The sequence below is a fragment of the Siansivirga zeaxanthinifaciens CC-SAMT-1 genome (genome assembly GCF_000941055.1).
Taxonomy (GTDB): domain Bacteria; phylum Bacteroidota; class Bacteroidia; order Flavobacteriales; family Flavobacteriaceae; genus Siansivirga; species Siansivirga zeaxanthinifaciens.
The window spans coordinates 3,001,816-3,021,079 of sequence record NZ_CP007202.1; the positions used below are offsets into that span (position 1 = coordinate 3,001,816).

Consider the following 19,264-nt stretch of genomic DNA (forward strand, 5'->3'; position numbering starts at 1 on the left):
ATTTTCGTTTGCTTTTAATTAATTCTGTCTAGTAGCTTTATAATCACCTTCTAATAACTAAACTTAAATTTTAAGATACGTTTATTGGATTATAAAATTAACGGATTTGTATATATTTCATGCCCTGCTTTATCCTGTATACATTTATAAAAAAATATAGATAAAGTATCAATAGTTAAATAACATATTTAAATAGCCCTAATATTGGCTATTTTCAATTACACATTCTAGATTACGTATTGGAAAACAGACATATCTATCGAAAGGTAGGTAAAATAAATTAAAAAGCTTCACACCGATTTTTTGATTGTTTATAGAGCATAATAGCCACATAATCTGCGTATAAAAATCACAAAAATCTTAATTGCATATACTGTTGTATTTTAACTTTTTCTCTGTATATAGTATTCCAATTCCTTTGATGTAATTTAAACATTACTCAATTAACATAATTTCCATTGAAAAAAAAAAATTTACTATAACAAAAACTAATGCTGTCAATACCTTTGGAGACGGAAAGAGAATTTGATACTTAACGATTTTTTTTGGCAAAACAAACCACAATTATATCAAGCTAATTAAAAAATTTAAAATTTAATTTATATTCACTCTTTTCAGGTTGCACACAATATTTTTTTAACGGTGCCGGACCACAACTTCCATTACCAAGAGGACCTTGTTCAAAATCAATATTTAGTATATTATACTCATTTTCTTTAAGTTGGTATGAAAAACGAGCTTTTGCTAACAGATACGCATCAAATTTTTGAAGCGAAAAATTTATTGGTTCTTGACTACTAATTTGAATTGGATTTTGATCACCCACCTTAACCCATCGTACTTCCGAACGATTGCCATTAGCTTGGGGTTTAATGTAATTTGTAAACAATTCATCTATTGTAGCTGTGTAAATTCCCATTCGCATTCCTGTTTTCCTGTCGTTATACGAGCTACCAGGACCTTTACCATACCATGATACTTCATCATAAGTTCTTGGCATTTTAGCAGTATAACCAATTCTCGGTAACGATTTTGGCAAGGCATCGCCATAATAATCCAATCCTAAATCTACAATAACTTCTCCTTCACCCGTAACAGTAAACACTTCGTAGGTTGAAATTTCTATCTTTTTATTTGGCGATTTATAACTCTTAGCAATCAAGAGTTTAGCATTATTTCCAACAACCCTCACATCAAACGAATTTACTGTACAATCTAAACTATCTGGTTGAAAGTCATCCCAATCTTTTCTAAAAGAACGGTCGTTATCTACAGGTGCTCTATAAAAGGAAAGCTCCATACCTCCTGCTATAATTTCCTCCCCACTTTTTATGGCTTTCAAAAGATTTCCGCTCGCCTTATCAAATAAAAATTTATGATTCGAAGCTATTACCTCTATATGCGAACCAGCATCCTTAACACTTACTTTTTTATCAGATTTTAATACCATTTGTGAAGTTTTTTGTGGAGCTAATACCCACTCCTCAAAAGCTATTTCATATCCTTTTTCTGCCCATTTAGAATTTTCTTTTAGTTTTGCAGAGACTTGAAGCACATATTCGTCATTACTGTTTTCAACAAAATTCCATTGAGGTAAGGTTAGCTCTTGTTTCGATAAACCTTCAAGACTTATGCTAAATGGAATACTGCTTATCTTTTTTCCATTTTTGAGTAATAACCATTCAAAATCAAATTTATTCAGGTTTATAACGTGATACTTGTTGGTAATTTCAATAAGTCCCTGATTGAAATTTTTCAAGCTAAAAGCAATTTCTTTATAGGCTTTTTTTACTTCTTCAGTCTTGCTACTTGTGGTAAGATCAGGAAACACGATACCGTTAATACAAAAACTTCCGGAATTAGGTTTATCACCAAAGCTTCCACCGTAGACCCAATAAAAATCCTGCCCGGGAGTTTTACATTTTTGATGTGCTGTTTCCTCGTCTTTAATTTTCACACCATAACTACCGTCAGTTCCTTTAGTAATACCCTGATCAGACCAATCCCAGATACAACCTCCAATAAGATTAGGATACTTTTCGAACACATCAACATACTCCTGCAAATTTCCGGTACTATTCCCCATAGAATGAGCATACTCATTGAGCAAGTATGAACGGTCAGTACCTTTTTCACCCAAATGAATTAGATCATCAACTGATTGGTAACGACCAAAAAAGTCGTATTTACCAAATTTAATAATTCCGCCACCATAAATATCATAGGAAACCCCTCCGTCAATAATATGATAATGTGTAGGGCGTGATTTGTCTAGCGTTTTAGCGACACGTTGCATAGCCTCCATATTTACCCCATTGCCTGCTTCATTTCCAAAAGACCACATAATAACACTAGGGTGATTTTTATCGCGGTGCATCATAGCTTCTAAACGCTCAACATGAGCTTTTTGCCAGCTTGTATCCTTCGCAAGTGACTCTTCCTCGTATTTCATCCCTTGTGATTCCACATTGGCCTCATCAATAACCAATATACCATATTCATCGCATAATTTATAAAAATATGGCGAAGCGGGATAATGCGCTGTGCGAACGGTGTTAATATTGTATTGTTTCAGTAACTTAACTATCTTTTCCATTCGCTCTTTACTAACGTATTTCCCATTAACAGGGTCGTGCTCTACAATATTTACCCCCTTGATGATAATAGGTTTCCCATTTAGCAGCAACTCTTGCTTATCGGAAATAGCAATATCTCTGAATCCAATTTTTGATTGGAATTCATCCACAAGCTCTTTCCCTTTTTTTAATTGAACATTCAAGGTGTAAAGATTAGGCACTTCGTTTGACCAACGTTTAATTTTTGGGATCTCTTTTGATATGTTTACAACTGCACTAGCACCTAGTTCCTGCATCACAATTACTTTTCCTTCATCGTCCTTAATTGAAACGTGGTATTTATATTTATTGATTTTTTTCTTTGTGTTGTTGCTCAAATCAATTTGTAAATTCAATTGAGCGCCATCACCTACTAAATCAGTTTTTACGAAATAATCTCTAATATGAACTGCTTGCTTTTCCACTAGGAATACATCCCTAAAGATTCCACTCATACGCCAACCGTCCTGATCTTCGAGGTAGCTTCCATCCGACCAGCGAAAAACCTGCATTCGCAAGGTATTTTTTCCTTTTTTTAAATAAGATGAAATATTAAAAGTAGCTGGCGACCATGAATCTTGACTGTAACCCACTTTTTGATCATTGATCCATAAATAAAAAGCTGAAGACACACTACCAAAATAAACATAAACTTCTTTGTCTTGTATTTCATTTACTTCAAATTCCCTTTGGTATATTCCTACCGGATTACCATTAATTCCAGCAATAAATGGTGGATTTTTATCGAAGGGATAAATCTGGTTGGTATAAATAGGGGTGCCATAACCTTGCATTTCCCATGCTGACGGCACCTGGATTTTATTCCACTTTGTAGGTTTAGCATTGGCAGGAACTTTGCTTACGTCATCAAAATACGCAAAATCCCAAATGCCATTGAGCGAGGTCACATCATTAGAACTATCATCATAAAACAAACTAGCCGATGGTTTCTCTTTGTTTATTTGTGTGACGTTTTGGTTTTCCCAATCGTTTTTTTGGGCTTGTATACTGCTAATTAGCAATAGATTTAAGAAAATAATAAATGATTTTTTCATTTTTGTTTTATTGTATTAATAATTCCCATGCGGCAATATCAAAATAAAAAACACCGAAGGTTGCTGCAACAGGTAGACCCATATCAACCTTTCCAGATTCAACAATCTGATAATCATACATCTGGTGACTTCAATAATAATTCAGGTCTAGAGGCCACAACTATTTCATAAGCCGTTTTATTTTTTATGTTACTCGCTTGTGATAGCTGCCACGTAAAAGTGGGCTTGCTATCATAAAAACCAATTGGATTATGAAAACCTTCGGAAACCGATAGACTTATTGGTGCTGGGAGACTTTGTTGAGCCAGAGCAACGCTAATTGAACAAATTGTATTTAATATTACAATGTTTAAAATGTATTTTATCATACGGTTACCAATGGCTATTAATAATTAAAAACATAAGAACATTTAGCTATTTCTTTTAACTTGATTCTTAAACTATATTTTGAACTTTCCGCACGCTTAAATTAACAAATCAGACGTAGATTTAATTTCAAAACATTCCTCGCTTTTCTTTTTTATGCAAACTTGTTTTTCCAATATACTATAAAAAAGTTATGAATAAATTTGAATTTTAAATTGTTGCATTACAACACATAAACCTTCATCTTTTGTTGGCATTCCACTATCGGTATTCAGCAACCACTGACCATTTGCCAGGAGCAACTTTAAACATGATATCATTTGAATCTTCACTTTCATATTTAAAACCTTCCAATTGTTTGAATTTCTTACCCCCCTTCCAAACATTTTTTCCGTTTACTAAAATCTTACTAATCTTTTTACTTGATTTAGGTACATAAATGGTTGCTGTTGTTTCTTTAGGTGAAATTAAATCAATTGAATAAATATCTTTTGTTTTATTGACTTCAACAGAAATCTCGCCTTTTACAGAAGGTACAATTTGCTTTACATAAGTTAGATGCGCTAAATTTGGTTTTACTTCAAAGGATTTCCAAGCTACATCAGTTGCTTTTATTCCTGCAATATATCGAGAGAGTACATAATTAGGCGCATTCCATGCATGGTTAGGAGTACCGGGTCTTTTATCATCAAATTTTTCATAAAGCGTAGTTAGGTCTTTATTCTTTACTTGAGATTCATAGCGCTGTTTCATTCGCAACAAGCCCTTATCATATTGACCCGTTAACATAATAGCCTCCTCTGCAAGCCATTCCATGTGAGGACTTGCTTTTTGAACAGGAAGTAAAATTGAATCTACTAATTTGTCATAATGGGCTTTATCAGCCAAACCACTTACAATAGCCAGAGAGGTGGTACGCTCTTCTATTGGTTTCCCTTTTGTTCCATAATGTGTTCCTTGCCAATACTCATTTGCGAAGTTTTTTTCAATACTTGTTATTCGATTGCTATACCATTCAATATCTTTATCTTGCTTCAAAGCTATTGCCATTTTTTTGGCAGCTTTTAGCGCCATATAGTACCAACAAACATTCGTTGGGGTTGAATCTGTATCTTCCCCCCAATCTACCCAATTGGCATAGCCCTTGCGATGTTCGGGTAAGCCATTGGGTTTCATTTTCCAAAGATTTAGATAGTTAAAAATAGCGGGATAAGCATTTGCTAATGTTTCTTTATCTCCAGTATTGTAATAATATTGCCAAACTACTTGATCAATAAATTGTAAACTTTGACAGGTAAGTTCGCTAATTTTTCCTCTGTAAGCTCCAAAGCCGGGTGCCAACCCTTGAATCGTATCACCAGCGCGATACGCAATCGTATTGTCAATTCCTTTTTTCAGCAGCTGGCGTCCGGCATCATCCAAAGTGTAGAAAATGGCACCTGTTTGATCGGCTACATCACCTATCCATAAACCACGTTCTCTATCCGGACAATCCATATACCCATCACGGGCACATATATACAAGGTATTACGAGCCATCCACCAAAGACGTTTAAAATAGACATCATTACATTCAAAATTACCTGTCATTTCTCCGACACCTGTCCATCGGTATTTTAAGTCTAATACCTCAACACCTGGCGGAATGCTGTAAGTTACTACATGACCATTTATCCAAGAATAACTTTCAAAGTCTTGCTCTCCATCTTTAGTAATATAAGTTCCACTTAACATATTAAATGGATTGTCGGTATTTGCAATAATAGTTTTACCAGCTGGACTATTTACTTTCAAATAAGGTGTCATTTGTTTATTGAAAGGAAGTTTAGCATGGATGATTACTGTAGCATCTGTATTGTTTTTATAAGGTAGCTTAACATCAACCTTATCCGTTTTAGAGCTAATTTTAAGTGATTCATAATTAGTTAAGCCTCTGTCGTTCCATTGCGGAATAGCTCTTTTTACTAAATCCCCCCATGGTAAACTGTTTGCCAATCCTTTTAGGGTTGGACTGCTCCAATTACTATCATCATAATTTTGAGAGTACCAAGCCTTATCAGACCAGTCTCCCATAGCCGAACGCGCATCGAACTTTACATTGTAAGCGTTTACACGATTTGCAGAATCGCCTCCGCCACCACTATTAGGGTCGTAAGCTGGATGCACTTTTAGCTTCCAGTCTGTATTTGATTATATAATCTGATTTCCTAAATTAGCATGAAATAAAAGACCACCTTTACCACTATCGTCATGAACTTTTCGTGTTCTTCCCCAGTACCAAACCAAAATAGCGATGGTATTTTGCCCTTTTTTTAAATGGGGTTTTAAGTCAACCTCATCATAATAATTGGTGTTGGGTGCCGCTCCACGTGCCAAACCACCTTCAAACAAAACTGCTTTACCATTTACCCACAGCCAATATTTGGTATCTACAGCTAAATGTGCCAAAGCTTCATTAGGAACATTTTTAAGGTCAAAAGTTTTACGAAAAGCAACCCAGGTATTGGCTGGCCCATCTTCTTCTTGCCAGATCCATTGTGCGTTACCCCAGTTGGGGGTTTTGGAAAATACAGAAAATGACAATAAGGTAGTGATTATACACAATATAAGAATGCGTGAATTTTTTTTCAATTCTAATTCCATTTTTAAGACTAATAATTATTTGTATTCAGCCTTTACATTCCAATTACCCGAACCAACTTTAAACTTCAAAAATTGATTGTCTTCGCCTTGATAATTAATACCAAATAAATCCTTTTTTTGTTTTCCCTTTTTCCAGACAACAACACCATTAACCGCAACAGTTGTTATTGTTTTTTCAGTTTTTGGCAAACCGATTATTGCGGTTGTATTTTGAGGTGAATTCAACTGTAATTCAAAAGTCTTATCCGATTTTTTCATTTCAACACCAACATCACCCTTAACCGTTGGAATTAACTTTTTTACATTTTTAAAATGAACCAATTCTGGCATGATTTCAAATTCACTCCAGGCTACTTTGGTTGGTTGCACTCCTGCAATGTATTTTGATAAAACGGTATTCGAACCGTTCCAAGCATGATTATAGCTTCCGCCGTCAGGGAATTTTTCATATAGGGTGGTCATGGATTTTTTATCCACCTGACTTTGGTATTGCTCTTTCATTCTTTGAAGTGATTCTTGATGTCTTCCTGCAATACACATGGCTTCCTCCGCCATCCATTCAAAATGCGGACTAGAAAAACGATTGGGAATCAATACATTATCTACAATTTGATTGTAATACTTTGGGTTTGCAATTCCAGAAACAATAGCAATAGCATTGGCTCTATCGTCCTTAAATTTCTCAGCATTGGTGCTGTAAAATCCATTTTTCCAATAAGCTTTTTCGAAAGCAGGCTTCATGGTATTCATTCTGTTATTATACCATTTTACATGGTCTTGTTTACCCAATACTTCTGCCATTTTATTTGCTTTTTCTAAAGCCAAATAATAAAAGGCCATTTGGATAGGTTCAGCATCGGTAGTATTAGCTACACCCCAATCCAACCAATCCCAAGAGTCAGGACTTTTCGCTTTTCGGTACTCAGGTAAGCCATTTTCTTTCATTGGAAACAAATCCAAATACTTATATAAATAAGGATACGCCTTTTCAAGTGTTTCCTTGTCGCCTGTATTGAGATAGTATGGCCAAACTACCTGCGAAATAAATTGCAAACTTTGACATACTAACTCACGAACTCTAAGTGGCCCCAAAGCGCCAATAACCCCATTTTCACTAAAATAGACGGTTTGCAAAATTGCTTTTTTTAGCAATTGCCTTCCGGCATTATCCATCGAGTAAAACAAATAACCTGTTTGATCTGCCACATCTCCAATCCATAAAGCGCGCTCTCTATCGGGACAATCCATAAAATTATCGCGGGCACAAACAAAAAGCGTATTGTTACCCATCCACCATAAACGATTATAAAACGCATCATCTAGTTCAAATTTTCCTGCCATTTCTCCCACACTCATCCATCTGTATTTTAAGGCTTTTACCTTAACACCTTTTGGAATTGTATAGCGCACTTCGTGTCCGTTCATCCATGAATAACTTTCAAAAGCTTGTTGGCCTTCTTTTGTTATATAAGTAGCGTTAATGCCATTTCTACTATTGTCTGTAGTTATAAAAATAGTATCACCTGCTTTGGATTCAATTTCAAGATAAGGGGTGATTTGTTTGTTAAAAGGCAGCTTACATTTTATAGTTTGTCCATTACTAATAAAAGGTAATTGTAATTCATTCTGATTGGTGTAATTTTCTAGACCATGATTCACTAAGTGTGGCACCATATTTTTTTCCAAATTATACCATGGCGCAACGCCCACTAATCCTTTTTCAATAGCCGATGGCCATTTTTTATCATCATATTCATGGCTATACCAAGCATTATCAGACCAATCATTTAATCCCTTTTGAGCATTGTACTTCACACTATACTGGACTAACATTTTGCTGGCAGGTTCTATGGTATTATCATATCCTGGGTGTTGCATGGCTTTCCAAGAAGCATCAGAAATTACTTTCTGTTCTCCAATGTTTGCTGAAAACAAAAGACCTCCTTTTTTACTATCAATATGAGTTCCTTTGTGTGTTTCGCGTCCCCAATACCAAACTAGAATTGCAATGGTATTCTCGCCTTTTTTCAAATATGGTTGAATGTTTACTGTCTCATACCAAGAATTGGCAGGTGTAATTTGTTCTTTTCTGTTCCAAGCTCCGGCCTGACTGGGTCCACGCGATAAACCTCCTTCAAAGAGTACCATTTTTCCATTAATCCAAAGCCAGAATTTACTATCGACTGAAATATTAGCTTCAACAGTTTCTGGAATTTGATTTATTTTTATAGTTTTTCTAAAGCTCATCCAAGTGTTGGAAGGTCCGTCTTCTTTTTGCCAAATCCATTGTGCGTTACCCCAATTGGGTGTTTGAGCATAACTAAAAGTTGTTGTTAAGGTTAAAACTATGATCAAAAGACTCGTAAGTTTTATTCTATTTTGATATTTTGTATTCATTTATTTATTTATATTTAATTATGTTTTTAGCAAATTTTTAAAACTTTATTACTAACTCAATATTCACATTTACAAACGTAGTTTTACCTTAACATTTCTAAATTTAGTTCATTACTTATTTATCACTATCACTACCATCCCATTGATAGTTCCATTTTTTCATATATTCTTCACCAGGCAAAAATTGATCTCCTTGTTTATCAAGTATAGCTTTCAGTTTAACTTCTAAATCAGCTTGGATAGTTTTGTATCCTTCTTTACCTACTACATTGTTCATTTGATATGGGTCATTCAAATTATCATACAATAACCAAGGTCCGTTAAGATCCTTCACATAGGTGTATTTTTCGGTTCTAACACCTCTGAACTCACGACCACCATTTTTATATTTCCATTGATGAAAAGGAACTGGACAAGTAATTAAAGCTGCATCCACACTCAATTCTTGAGTTCCTAATAATTGTCCTGTATAATTGAGTCCTTCTACTGAATCTGGAATAGGTAAATTAGACATTCCCAATAATGTAGGCATGATGTCTGGAAAAGAAAACATTTTGGTCATTTGTGAACCTGCTTTTAATTTGGCCGGATATTTTAATATAAAAGGAATGTGAATAGACTCTTCCCAAGGTTTTTGCTTTTTAATTTCTGAATGAGAATAGAGCATATCACCATGGTCTGAAGTGAAAACAAAAATGGTGTTTTCTTCTAGGCCTAAATTCTTAATTTCTTTTTGTAATTCAGCTATACAATCATCAAGTGCTGTCATATGCGCATAATAACCTCTAATTTCTTCTTTTGCCTTTTCTGCTTTATCTTCTGGCACGTTAGGACGTAGCTTAATATCCATATATTTATACATGTCCTGATACTTTTGAGGTGCAGTATTGTAAGGCGCATGCGGTGGACCATAAGCTACAAATAAAACAAAAGGATTCTCTTTATTAGCCTGCATGTATTTAACAGCCTCTTTTGTTTGAGCAATGGCATCGTAACCTTCCCATTTGTGTTTTACGTTGTTTTCGTCAAAATAAATAGAATTATTGTAATTATGCGTAGTCTCACACACTTTCCATAAATCAAAACCTTGTCGACGATCAGCCTTTATAGGTAATCCTCTTCCTTGCGTATTTGTCATTCCTCGGGGATGACCATTGATATGCCATTTACCAATATATCCCGTTTGATAACCGTTTTCTTTATACACTTCTGCAATGCAATTTTCATCAGTTCGTAAAGGCTTATCATTGTAAAAAAGTCCGTGACTTAGTGGGTATTTACCTGTCATTAACGAAGCTCGTGCTGGTGTACAAACAGGAAGGTTTGAAATAGCATTAGTAAACACTACTGCTTCTTTTGCCAATTCATCAATTGCAGGAGTAATGACTTGTTCATTTCCAACAAAACCAAGATCCTGTGCTCTCCATTGATCGGTTAGTACAAATACTACATTGGGTGCTTTAATGGGTTTCTCTAATTCTTTTTTTGATTTACAGGATACTATTAGAAGTAACCCTGTGAGTAACAATATATTTTTCATTTTATTTATATTTTTATTATTTAATTCTTATTATTTGATCGTTTCAATAATTACTGGACCTAACAAACCAGAAGATTGTATTTCACTATCAGGTTTAATATCATCGGTTACTAACCAAGTATATTTCTCATCTTCTGATCGTTGTTTGTCTTTTATTAACTGGTTTCGCCATAGATTAACCACCTCAATTTCCAGTTTGTTTTTTCCTTTTTTAATGGCATTCGTTATATTGAGTCGGTAAGGTGCCATCCAAACACCACCAATATATTTTCCATTTAGCTTCACTTTTGCCATTACCGAAACTTTACCTAAATTGATGTACATATCTTGATTTTTTGGAAGCTTTTCTATATGGAAAGTTGAAGAATAAACTACTGTTCCTGAATAATACTTTAGTTGCTCATCTTCAGAATTTCTCCAATCGATTAATTTATCAAATACTACAGGGTCTTTAGGTGCAATATCTTTATTCATGAAATCTACTTTAAAAGGCGCTTCAATAGTACTCACCTTTTCGTACACTGGAAAATTAGTAGTATAAGCAGGCTTCACTTCTAGATTATTGGCTTTATTAGCAAATACCACAAACCAACTTTGAGCAGCTTCCATTTTTAAAGGTACTTTTATTCCGGTTGGTGTTAATTCATAGTTAGCTAATTCTCTTATTTCGCCACTTACCGCATCCCATAATTGAGGTTTTAATTTTTGATCCACACGGAAAACAGGAGATAAATCAATGGTCTCATCACTTTGATTACTGATGAAATAAACATCCATACCTGGCATCGTACGGTGAATCCACAACACTGGTGCATCAGCAGAAAGCTCGAAATCTTTTGACAGATTAATAGTCTCAAATACTTCTGACAATTCATAACCATCCATCACTTTTCCTTTTCCATATTGAAGGGTCATTTTTCCTTGATTGTAGGTTCCACTCCATAATTTGCTAGCCAATGCTTTTACTTGTTCATCACAGGCTGGGTAGTTTTGTAAGCTAGGAGATTTTTGAGGTTTTGGACCTAAAATAACGCCTCCTTGTTGCACTAACCCCTCGATTTTTTTCAATAATTCCGGACGCATGGTGGTAAATGGCGGTAACACCATCACTTTGTACGACATCCCATCGGGTAATACAAATCGGCCATCTTGAACCGTTAAGCGATTCATAATCACCTCAGCATTGATGTAATCATAAGAATACCCTTGTGGAATTTCCGGATTACGGACACCCGTCATTACAGGAGCATCTTCACCTATGTAATAGCATACATCGGCAACATATTTACCTTGTTGCAATAAATGTTGGCAACGACGTAGATAATCAAAATACGTATCAGCCTGACCAAACCAAGTATTGTGTCGGTTGAACTCAGTACCAAACCAAGCGTTCATTCCAGGTTTACGTTTATCGTCAGGTTGTTGAATATAGAGGTGCAATACGAAATGATTGATCCCCTCTGTTAATGCCCAATCACCACGTTTTTTAAGCATTGCAGGATGACGAAGGTAAGCTTTACGCGATGAGGTAAAAGCCTCTGCTGAAGTTATAGGCTTTCCATACGTGTGTGAGGTTGAAGAAGACGCTTTACATTCGATATTCCCTAGCGTACCTTCGTTCCAAAATTCGCCACCTATCAAATCCGACTGTCCGCCATACATCATAAACTCACCCGGGAATCCCCAGTGACCGTAATTTTCTAACCAAACTTTAAGGTTGTGCTTGTTACTGGCTTTTCGTAAGCCACCCACGTATTCGTAAGCTACATCATCGGCAATAGCACGGCGCAAATCCCACAAGAAACGTTCAGATAGCTCTACACTACCCACTATTCTACCAGAAAGAACGGGTAAGAATGGCACAGGATCGTAGCCATATTTTTCTTTGAATTTAATTTCGTAAGCATCGGTCCAATTTTGAGAACCTTGCTCGTAACTATCGGCCACCACATATTTAAAAGCCGACTTGCTTTCTTCAGGTATACGTTTTAATAGTTCCCCCACAAAATTATCGAAATGATACTGCGCCAAAGCACTACTCATTTTATCAATCTCATAGCCAACACCCTGCGGTGCTGCAGGAGCATTTTTAGTACCTGTAGGTGTCATTCCCATTCGCATGATGGTCCACTCACCTGCAGGCGCATCCCAGTTTAGCAACCCATTTTTATCAAGCTTATTGCTAATATCAATCACCTCATCAGGATTAATACATAAACTTTTATCTTTAAGCGCTTCTTGTTGTCCATAGATATACGAATCCCATTGAATACCCGGTGTAGAATTCATTTTACCCAGTTGTTTCTCAATGTATTTATCCAATACGGGCGCTTCAGAAATAGTAATTTCAGCAAAACCATAACCGCCACCTTTGGTTCTAAAATCGGAACATTTTAAGATAAACTTGTCAGCTTTAACATCGGGTAAATCGGTAGCATAAGCACCTGTTTTAATGGACGCTACATTAGGAGCTATTTTAAAACGATCAAAAAGAAATTCTTTTATTATTTTCTCTTTGCCATCGACTACAGCCATTAAAGTCATATTACATTTAAAAGCCTGACTTGGTGTAATGGCAATAGAACGTGCTGTTATTGCTTCAGAAAGTTCAAAACTAATTTCTAACAATTCTCCCTTCTTTGGTTCAAAGCTCGTATCTGCTTCTTTATTGCCATCGTTTAAGACAGCTACATCGACATCATTCCAATTTGTTGTTATTTTAGTGGAAATAAACTGTGTACTTCTTTTTTCAATAGCTGAATATTTGAATGCAAAAGTATGTGTATCTTGAAATTCATCCTTTGGTTTTTCAAGCTGTATGCTAAGTTTTTTACCTCCTGAAACTTTTGTTTCGCTATAAGTAAGGTAACGCATAGCTTTGGTATAATCGACCCAAGGACCACCACTTTGACTCCATCCAGGACAATTAAACACACCAATATCAACCCCGATACGCTTGCCTTCAACCACAGCATGTACCATATGCGACCACCAATCTTCACTTAGCATGGGTACTTTTCCATCTTCGTGAGCCGGATTTATATTTCCAATTAAAGCACAACCAATACCAGCTTTTTTCATGGCTTCCAAATCTTTGGTAATACCATCTTTAGAAATATCATCATTAATCCAATACCAATAACACCAAATAGTGTTGTCATTGGCAGATTTTGTAAAATTAGATTTTACTTGTTGAAAGTTTTCTTTGCTCATTTGGCTCCAACTTTTCCAGGAACCCATTAAAAAAAGCATTATAAAAACACAACTTAGCTTTATTGGTAATTTCATTTCTTTTTGTATTTCATATATGTAAAATTATATTTTTTAAGCGGTCACATATGTTATCGCCTTTTTACTCATTGGTGTTTGCTTCACTGAGTCAATAGTTTCATATGTGTTCAGCGAATTTCATTTGCTTGAGCAAACTTCTAGTTACTGGCGATTTCATATCAAAATAAGTTTTAAACACCTTACAATTAGTTTATTAGCGTAAAAACCTTAAACCCAAACTGAAGTATTTAAACTAAACCTTGATTATTTTTAGTTATTTATAAGTTGCTTTTATAAGCCAATTTTGTGATGACAATCTAAACTTTAAAAATTTATCATCCTCAGACACCCCACTATTCATACCCTTGTTTGCTTTCCCTTTTTCCCACAACACAACACCATTAAACGCTACTTTACTAATTTCTTTTCCTGCCTTTGGTATACCAACAATTACCGTAGTTTTCCAAACTTCAGGAGATTTTAAATTTAAAGTATATGTGCTATCAGTCTTTTCCACATCAATAATTATATCACCTATTACCGCCGGTATGGTTTGCTTTAATTTTTTTAAATGAACTAGATTAGGCATGATTTCATATTCACTCCAAGCCACTTTAGTAGGTACAACTCCTGCAATATATTTTGATAAAATAGTATTAGGCGCATTCCAAGCATGGTTGTAACTTCCGCCATTAGGAAACATTTCGTACAACGTTGTCATCTCCTTTTTATCAACCTGACTTTGATATTGGTCTTTCATTCTTTGTAAAGACTCCTTATGTCTGCCAGCAATACACATGGCCTCTTCTGCAATCCATTCAAAATGCGGACTCGAAAAACGGTTTGGAATTAATACATTATCAACAATCTGGTTGTAATATTCTGGTTTTGCAATACCCGAAACAATGGCAATAGCATTGGCCCTATCATCCTTTAGATTTTCAGGATTAGAACTGTAAAAACCATTTTTCCAATAGGCTTTGTCAAAAGCTGGCTTCATTGTTTGCAATCTATTGGTATACCATTTAATATCATCCTGTTTACCTAAAACTTCTGCCATTTTTTTAGCTTCATTCAATGCCAAATAATAAAAAGCTGCTTGAATAGGCTCGCTATCGATGGTGTTTTTTACGCCCCAATCTACCCAATCCCAAGCATCTGGACTTTTCCCTTTGCGGTATTCTGGCAGTCCGTTTTCTTTCATAGGGAATAAAGCTAGATAATTATACATGTATGGATACACTTTTTCCAAGGTTTCTTTATCTCCTGTATTTAAATAATAGGTCCAAACGCATTGTGCAATAAACTGCAAACTTTGCGCAACCAATTCACGCACTCTAAGCGGTCCTAATGCACCAATAACTCCGTTTTCGTTAAATGCCAAGGTTTGTAAAATAGCCTTCTTTAATAACTGACGACCCGCATTGTCCATCGAATAAAAAATATAGCCTGTTTGGTCGGCTACATCACCTATCCATAAAGTACGCTCTCTATCTGGGCAATCCATAAAATTATCACGTGCACAAACAAATAAGGTGTTGTTCCCCATCCACCATAAGCGTTGGTAAAAAGCATCATCAACTTCAAATGTACCTGCCATTTCCCCCACACTCATCCAGCGGTATTTTAAGGCTTTTACCTTAACACCTGCAGGAATGGTATATTTTATTTCATGACCATTCATCCACGAAAAGCTTTCGAAAGATTGTGTTCCTGCTTTAGTAATGTAAGTTGCTGTAATTCCATTACGTTTATTATCAGTAGTTATAAAAATGGTATCTCCTGCTTTTTTAGCCTCAATTTCAAAATATGGGGTAATTTGTTTATTGAAAGGAAGCTTACACTTAATGGTTTCGCCTTTGCTTGTAAATGGTAATTTTAAATCAGTGGTATTGGCATAATCCTGTAATCCGTGATTGATTAAATGAGGCATAATATTAGGTTCTAAATTATACCAAGGTGCAGTACCAGCCACACCTTTTTCAATGGCTTTAGGCCAGTTTTTATCTGAAAAACCTGAAGTGTACCACGCCTTATCTGACCAATCGTTCATGGCTTTTTGTGAATCATATTTTATACTGTACTGAACTAAAGCTTTACTAGAAGGTTCAATAGTGTTATCATAAGCAGGATGTTGTATCGCTTTCCATGAAGCATCTGAAACCACTTTCTGACCACCAATATTCACCGAAAACAAAAGACCTCCTTTTTTACTATCAATATGAGTTCCTTTGTGTGTTTCACGTCCCCAATACCACACCAAAATGGCAATGGTATTCTCACCCTTTTTTAAATACGGTTGAATATTGTCAGTCTCATACCACGAATTTGCTGGTGTTATTTTGTTTTTTCTATCCCATTCTCCTGCTTGACTTGGACCTCTTGACAAACCTCCTTCAAAGAGCACCATTTCGCCATTAATCCATAACCAAAATTTACTATCGACTGAAATATTTGCTTCAACAGTTTCTGGAATTTCATTTATAAAAATTGTTTTTCTAAAACTCATCCAGGTGTTGGATGGCCCATCTTCTTGTTGCCATATCCATTGTGCGCCTTGCCAGTTAGGCGTTTGAGAAAAACTGAATGACGTTAATAAAATTAAACTTAAAGAAGCAATGAATTTTGTTGTTTTTTTACTTATTGGGATCATTTGTGTTTTTTATAATTGAGTTTTAATTGTGTTATTATTAATAATTTTGTTAATCGTAATGTTGTTAATTTTATAAAATTGTAAACAAGAAAAACCTATTTAATAATAAGTTTTGAGTAATAAAACCTGTTATCATCTGTACCCACTTTGATAAGATATAGACCAGATTTAAAAACACCGTTATTCTTTACCAATAGGTTATCATTAGTTACTTTAAAATAAACCAACTTCCCAAAAACATCATAAATGTTTACTGTTACTTTTCCGAGTTTTTTAAACTCAAGGCTAAACTCATGTTCAGCCGGATTTGGATGAAGTTTGACAAAAGTTGTATTTTTTACAAAATCATCTGTACTAAGTGGATTTGTTGTTCTACGTTCTAATTGAGCCAAAAATAAATCTGGTTGAGCTATCCACTCTCCAACACCCGAAACTTCGACTAATTGACTATTTACTTTGTCTATTGGTGAACTTTGTTTACGAGCACCTTCAACCCCTATGTAATTTAAATAACTAAATCCATCTGTTTCAGCAGGTTCTATTTCGATATCAGGAACTATATTTTTATAGGTAATCCCCCAATAAGTATTTCTAAAACCGCAATTAGGACCTCTTTCTCTGCCTGGAACACCTATCTGATTAGAACCACTATTCCACCACATACGCTCTGGTCTGCCAAGATCTATATTTGTCCAAAGATTGGCGTATGGAAAATTTCTATGATTATCAAAAGCAATCGCCACTCCTTTACCCTTTCGAAAAACATTAAAAGCAGCCGTGCCTTCTACAGTTAATTCGTGCCAATGAATTTCTTTAAACTCAAAATCTTCAAAAAGATTATAATACCCTTGATACACTTCCAACGGATGATGCCCACCCCCAGCTTGTTGTTTCATTCTATAAATAAATGTACTCTTTGGTTCAACTGGTGGTAAGGGTATGTTTCTTTTTTCATCCCGTATTACAACACCACTTATTGTATTATAACAACTTTTTCCACGAATGCTAATGCCATACTCTAAGTCTACTAATTCAACATTTCTTACCCAACAATTAATTACTTGATTTAATTGTAAAATCTTGAATCCTCTGTATATATTATGTACAAAAGCTTCACTATTATTACAAACAAATGAAATATTTTCTATACCCATTTCTGAAATGGTCGTATCCATATTCATTTTCCTAATGTAAGGAGACCAAGTTGTTCTAACCTCTATAGGTAATGGTCTATCAAATGTAATCGTATTACCATTTACTGCTGTTACGTATGCATACCAGGTAAATATGGTAGGATAAATAGAAAGATCTTTGGTGCTAGCACCAATAGCATCAATATTACCAAATAAGTAACTTGATAAAGATTCATCTGCAGGATCTTTTTGTTCTAATTGAATAAAATCACCCACACTCAGTGTGTTTCCAGCTGTAACATTAAACTGATTTAAACCTTGTGAAACATCAGATTGTACACTTCCAATATTAATGCGTTTAAAACTACCACTCATACTTATATGATATCCAGTTGTAGAAGATGTTGCGTCTGGAAAATAAAATGTAGTTAGAGGCTTTCCATTTAAATCAACTTCACCTCTAAGAACAACACCAGATATATTTAATAACAATGGGTTGTCAATAACCCAGGTTCCCTTTGGAATGAAAATAGCCCCACGTTGATTTCTAGGCAGAGAAGCTTGCTGGTTAATTAAACTTTGTATAGCAGCACTATCATCAATAGCATCGTTAGGTATTGCTCCTGTTGTGCTAAGATTAGAAACTATGGGAATATCTGGCAAAGGTTCATTTGATGATTTATATCCTGCATAAGAAAAATCAGGAAGTCGTCCAGCTGGATCCCAATTAACACCATTAGCCCCCCATAAGGAACTCTCTTTTACTTGAGATTGAGCCAAAAATACTGTTCCAAAAACAAATAGTAAAAGACTTAAATATTTAATTGTTTTATATTTCATAATTAATAGTTTTCTGTTTATAATTGTTTAAATAAGGGTATTCTAATAGTTATTTTAGTTTAAAATATTGTAGCCATTTGGGTAAAAATTGTTATTTCTATACTCGTTATCTCATTATTTATCGAAATGTATTTATATGATGTCTTATACAGGACAAACTGATATTAATTCATAACCAAAATACTATCTCAAGAAATCCGCACTTATCCCTGATTGAACATTTCATCTAATGTTACTGTTTTTTTCAAAACCCACCCAAGTGTTGGCATATCCATTTTTTTGTTTTCATACCCATTGAGCATCTTCTAAATTTGATGTTTGAGTAAAACTAAATGATGCTTAAAGTGCTAAGCTAAAAATTAAACTAACTTGTACTATTCCTCTATTTTTGTAATCCATAATATTTTTTTAAGCACTAATTATCTTTTATTCGATAAATTTAAAACAAGTATTTACGTATTTTATCCTGTACTGTCACGCATATAATAAGCAGACTATAAACTCTCAAAACAATTATCAATAATATTTTAATAACTTAAAGTTAAATTGAAGTAATTAAACAAATAATTATACACCTAAGTTTATAATAACAAATTCTAATAGTATAGGTTTAATGGCTTTTATTCTTTACTTTTTTTTGTTTTATAATCAAACCCAATAGTAAACTAAGTCATTTATTCTTATTTGTATCTTTCGTAAATGCTTTATAATATATAAAAAACATTTTTATAGTAATGGCAACTTATATGTAG

The 19,264-nt window shown here is 34.7% G+C and carries 10 protein-coding genes; 1 reads left to right on the forward strand and 9 read right to left on the reverse strand.

Translation table 11 applies throughout. The features are described 5' to 3' along the window. Nucleotides 1-574 precede the first annotated feature (574 nt). Entirely contained in the window at nucleotides 575-3,670 is a 3,096-nt protein-coding gene (locus AW14_RS13145; RefSeq protein ID WP_044639221.1) for a glycoside hydrolase family 2 TIM barrel-domain containing protein, read from the reverse strand. 27 nt (nucleotides 3,671-3,697) lie between these two features. Here AW14_RS13145 and AW14_RS14870 point away from each other — a divergent pair, with 27 nt between their 5' ends. Next, nucleotides 3,698-3,841 (forward strand): hypothetical protein, encoded by a 144-nt coding sequence (locus tag AW14_RS14870; protein ID WP_154662160.1) that lies wholly within the window; start codon nucleotides 3,698-3,700, stop codon nucleotides 3,839-3,841. Here the strand turns inward: AW14_RS14870 and AW14_RS15350 are convergent. The 8 genes from AW14_RS15350 to AW14_RS13180 form a co-directional block, all read right to left on the reverse strand. Beyond that, entirely contained in the window at nucleotides 3,784-4,038 is a 255-nt protein-coding gene (locus tag AW14_RS15350) for a glycoside hydrolase family 78 protein (RefSeq protein ID WP_044639222.1), read from the reverse strand. The genes AW14_RS14870 and AW14_RS15350 overlap by 58 nt on opposite strands. Before the next feature lie 259 nt (nucleotides 4,039-4,297). Further along, complete coding sequence (locus AW14_RS13155; protein WP_052647520.1) at nucleotides 4,298-6,202, reverse strand: alpha-L-rhamnosidase-related protein; 1,905 nt, start codon at nucleotides 6,200-6,202, stop codon at nucleotides 4,298-4,300. 24 nt (nucleotides 6,203-6,226) lie between these two features. Continuing rightward, nucleotides 6,227-6,619 carry a sugar-binding domain-containing protein gene (locus AW14_RS14555; RefSeq protein ID WP_169744667.1) on the reverse strand — a complete coding sequence of 131 codons (393 nt, stop codon included), beginning with the start codon at nucleotides 6,617-6,619 and terminating at the stop codon, nucleotides 6,227-6,229. Between the two features lie 75 nt (nucleotides 6,620-6,694). After that, a complete protein-coding gene (locus tag AW14_RS13160; RefSeq protein ID WP_169744668.1) occupies nucleotides 6,695-9,034 on the reverse strand; it encodes an alpha-L-rhamnosidase-related protein in 2,340 nt (779 codons plus the stop codon). 157 nt (nucleotides 9,035-9,191) lie between these two features. Further along, nucleotides 9,192-10,616 (reverse strand): sulfatase family protein, encoded by a 1,425-nt coding sequence (locus AW14_RS13165; RefSeq protein WP_044639224.1) that lies wholly within the window; start codon nucleotides 10,614-10,616, stop codon nucleotides 9,192-9,194. Nucleotides 10,617-10,646: 30 nt separating this feature from the next. Beyond that, the gene (locus tag AW14_RS13170; RefSeq protein ID WP_245617598.1) at nucleotides 10,647-13,829 is read right to left on the reverse strand and encodes a glycosyl hydrolase; all 3,183 of its coding nucleotides are present in this window, start codon (nucleotides 13,827-13,829) and stop codon (nucleotides 10,647-10,649) included. 331 nt (nucleotides 13,830-14,160) lie between these two features. Then, on the reverse strand, nucleotides 14,161-16,539 hold the full coding sequence (locus AW14_RS13175) for an alpha-L-rhamnosidase-related protein (protein ID WP_044639226.1): 2,379 nt from the start codon (nucleotides 16,537-16,539) through the stop codon (nucleotides 14,161-14,163). 95 nt (nucleotides 16,540-16,634) lie between these two features. After that, nucleotides 16,635-18,512, reverse strand: coding sequence for a T9SS type A sorting domain-containing protein (locus tag AW14_RS13180; protein ID WP_044639227.1), 1,878 nt, complete (start codon nucleotides 18,510-18,512; stop codon nucleotides 16,635-16,637). Nucleotides 18,513-19,264 lie beyond the last annotated feature (752 nt).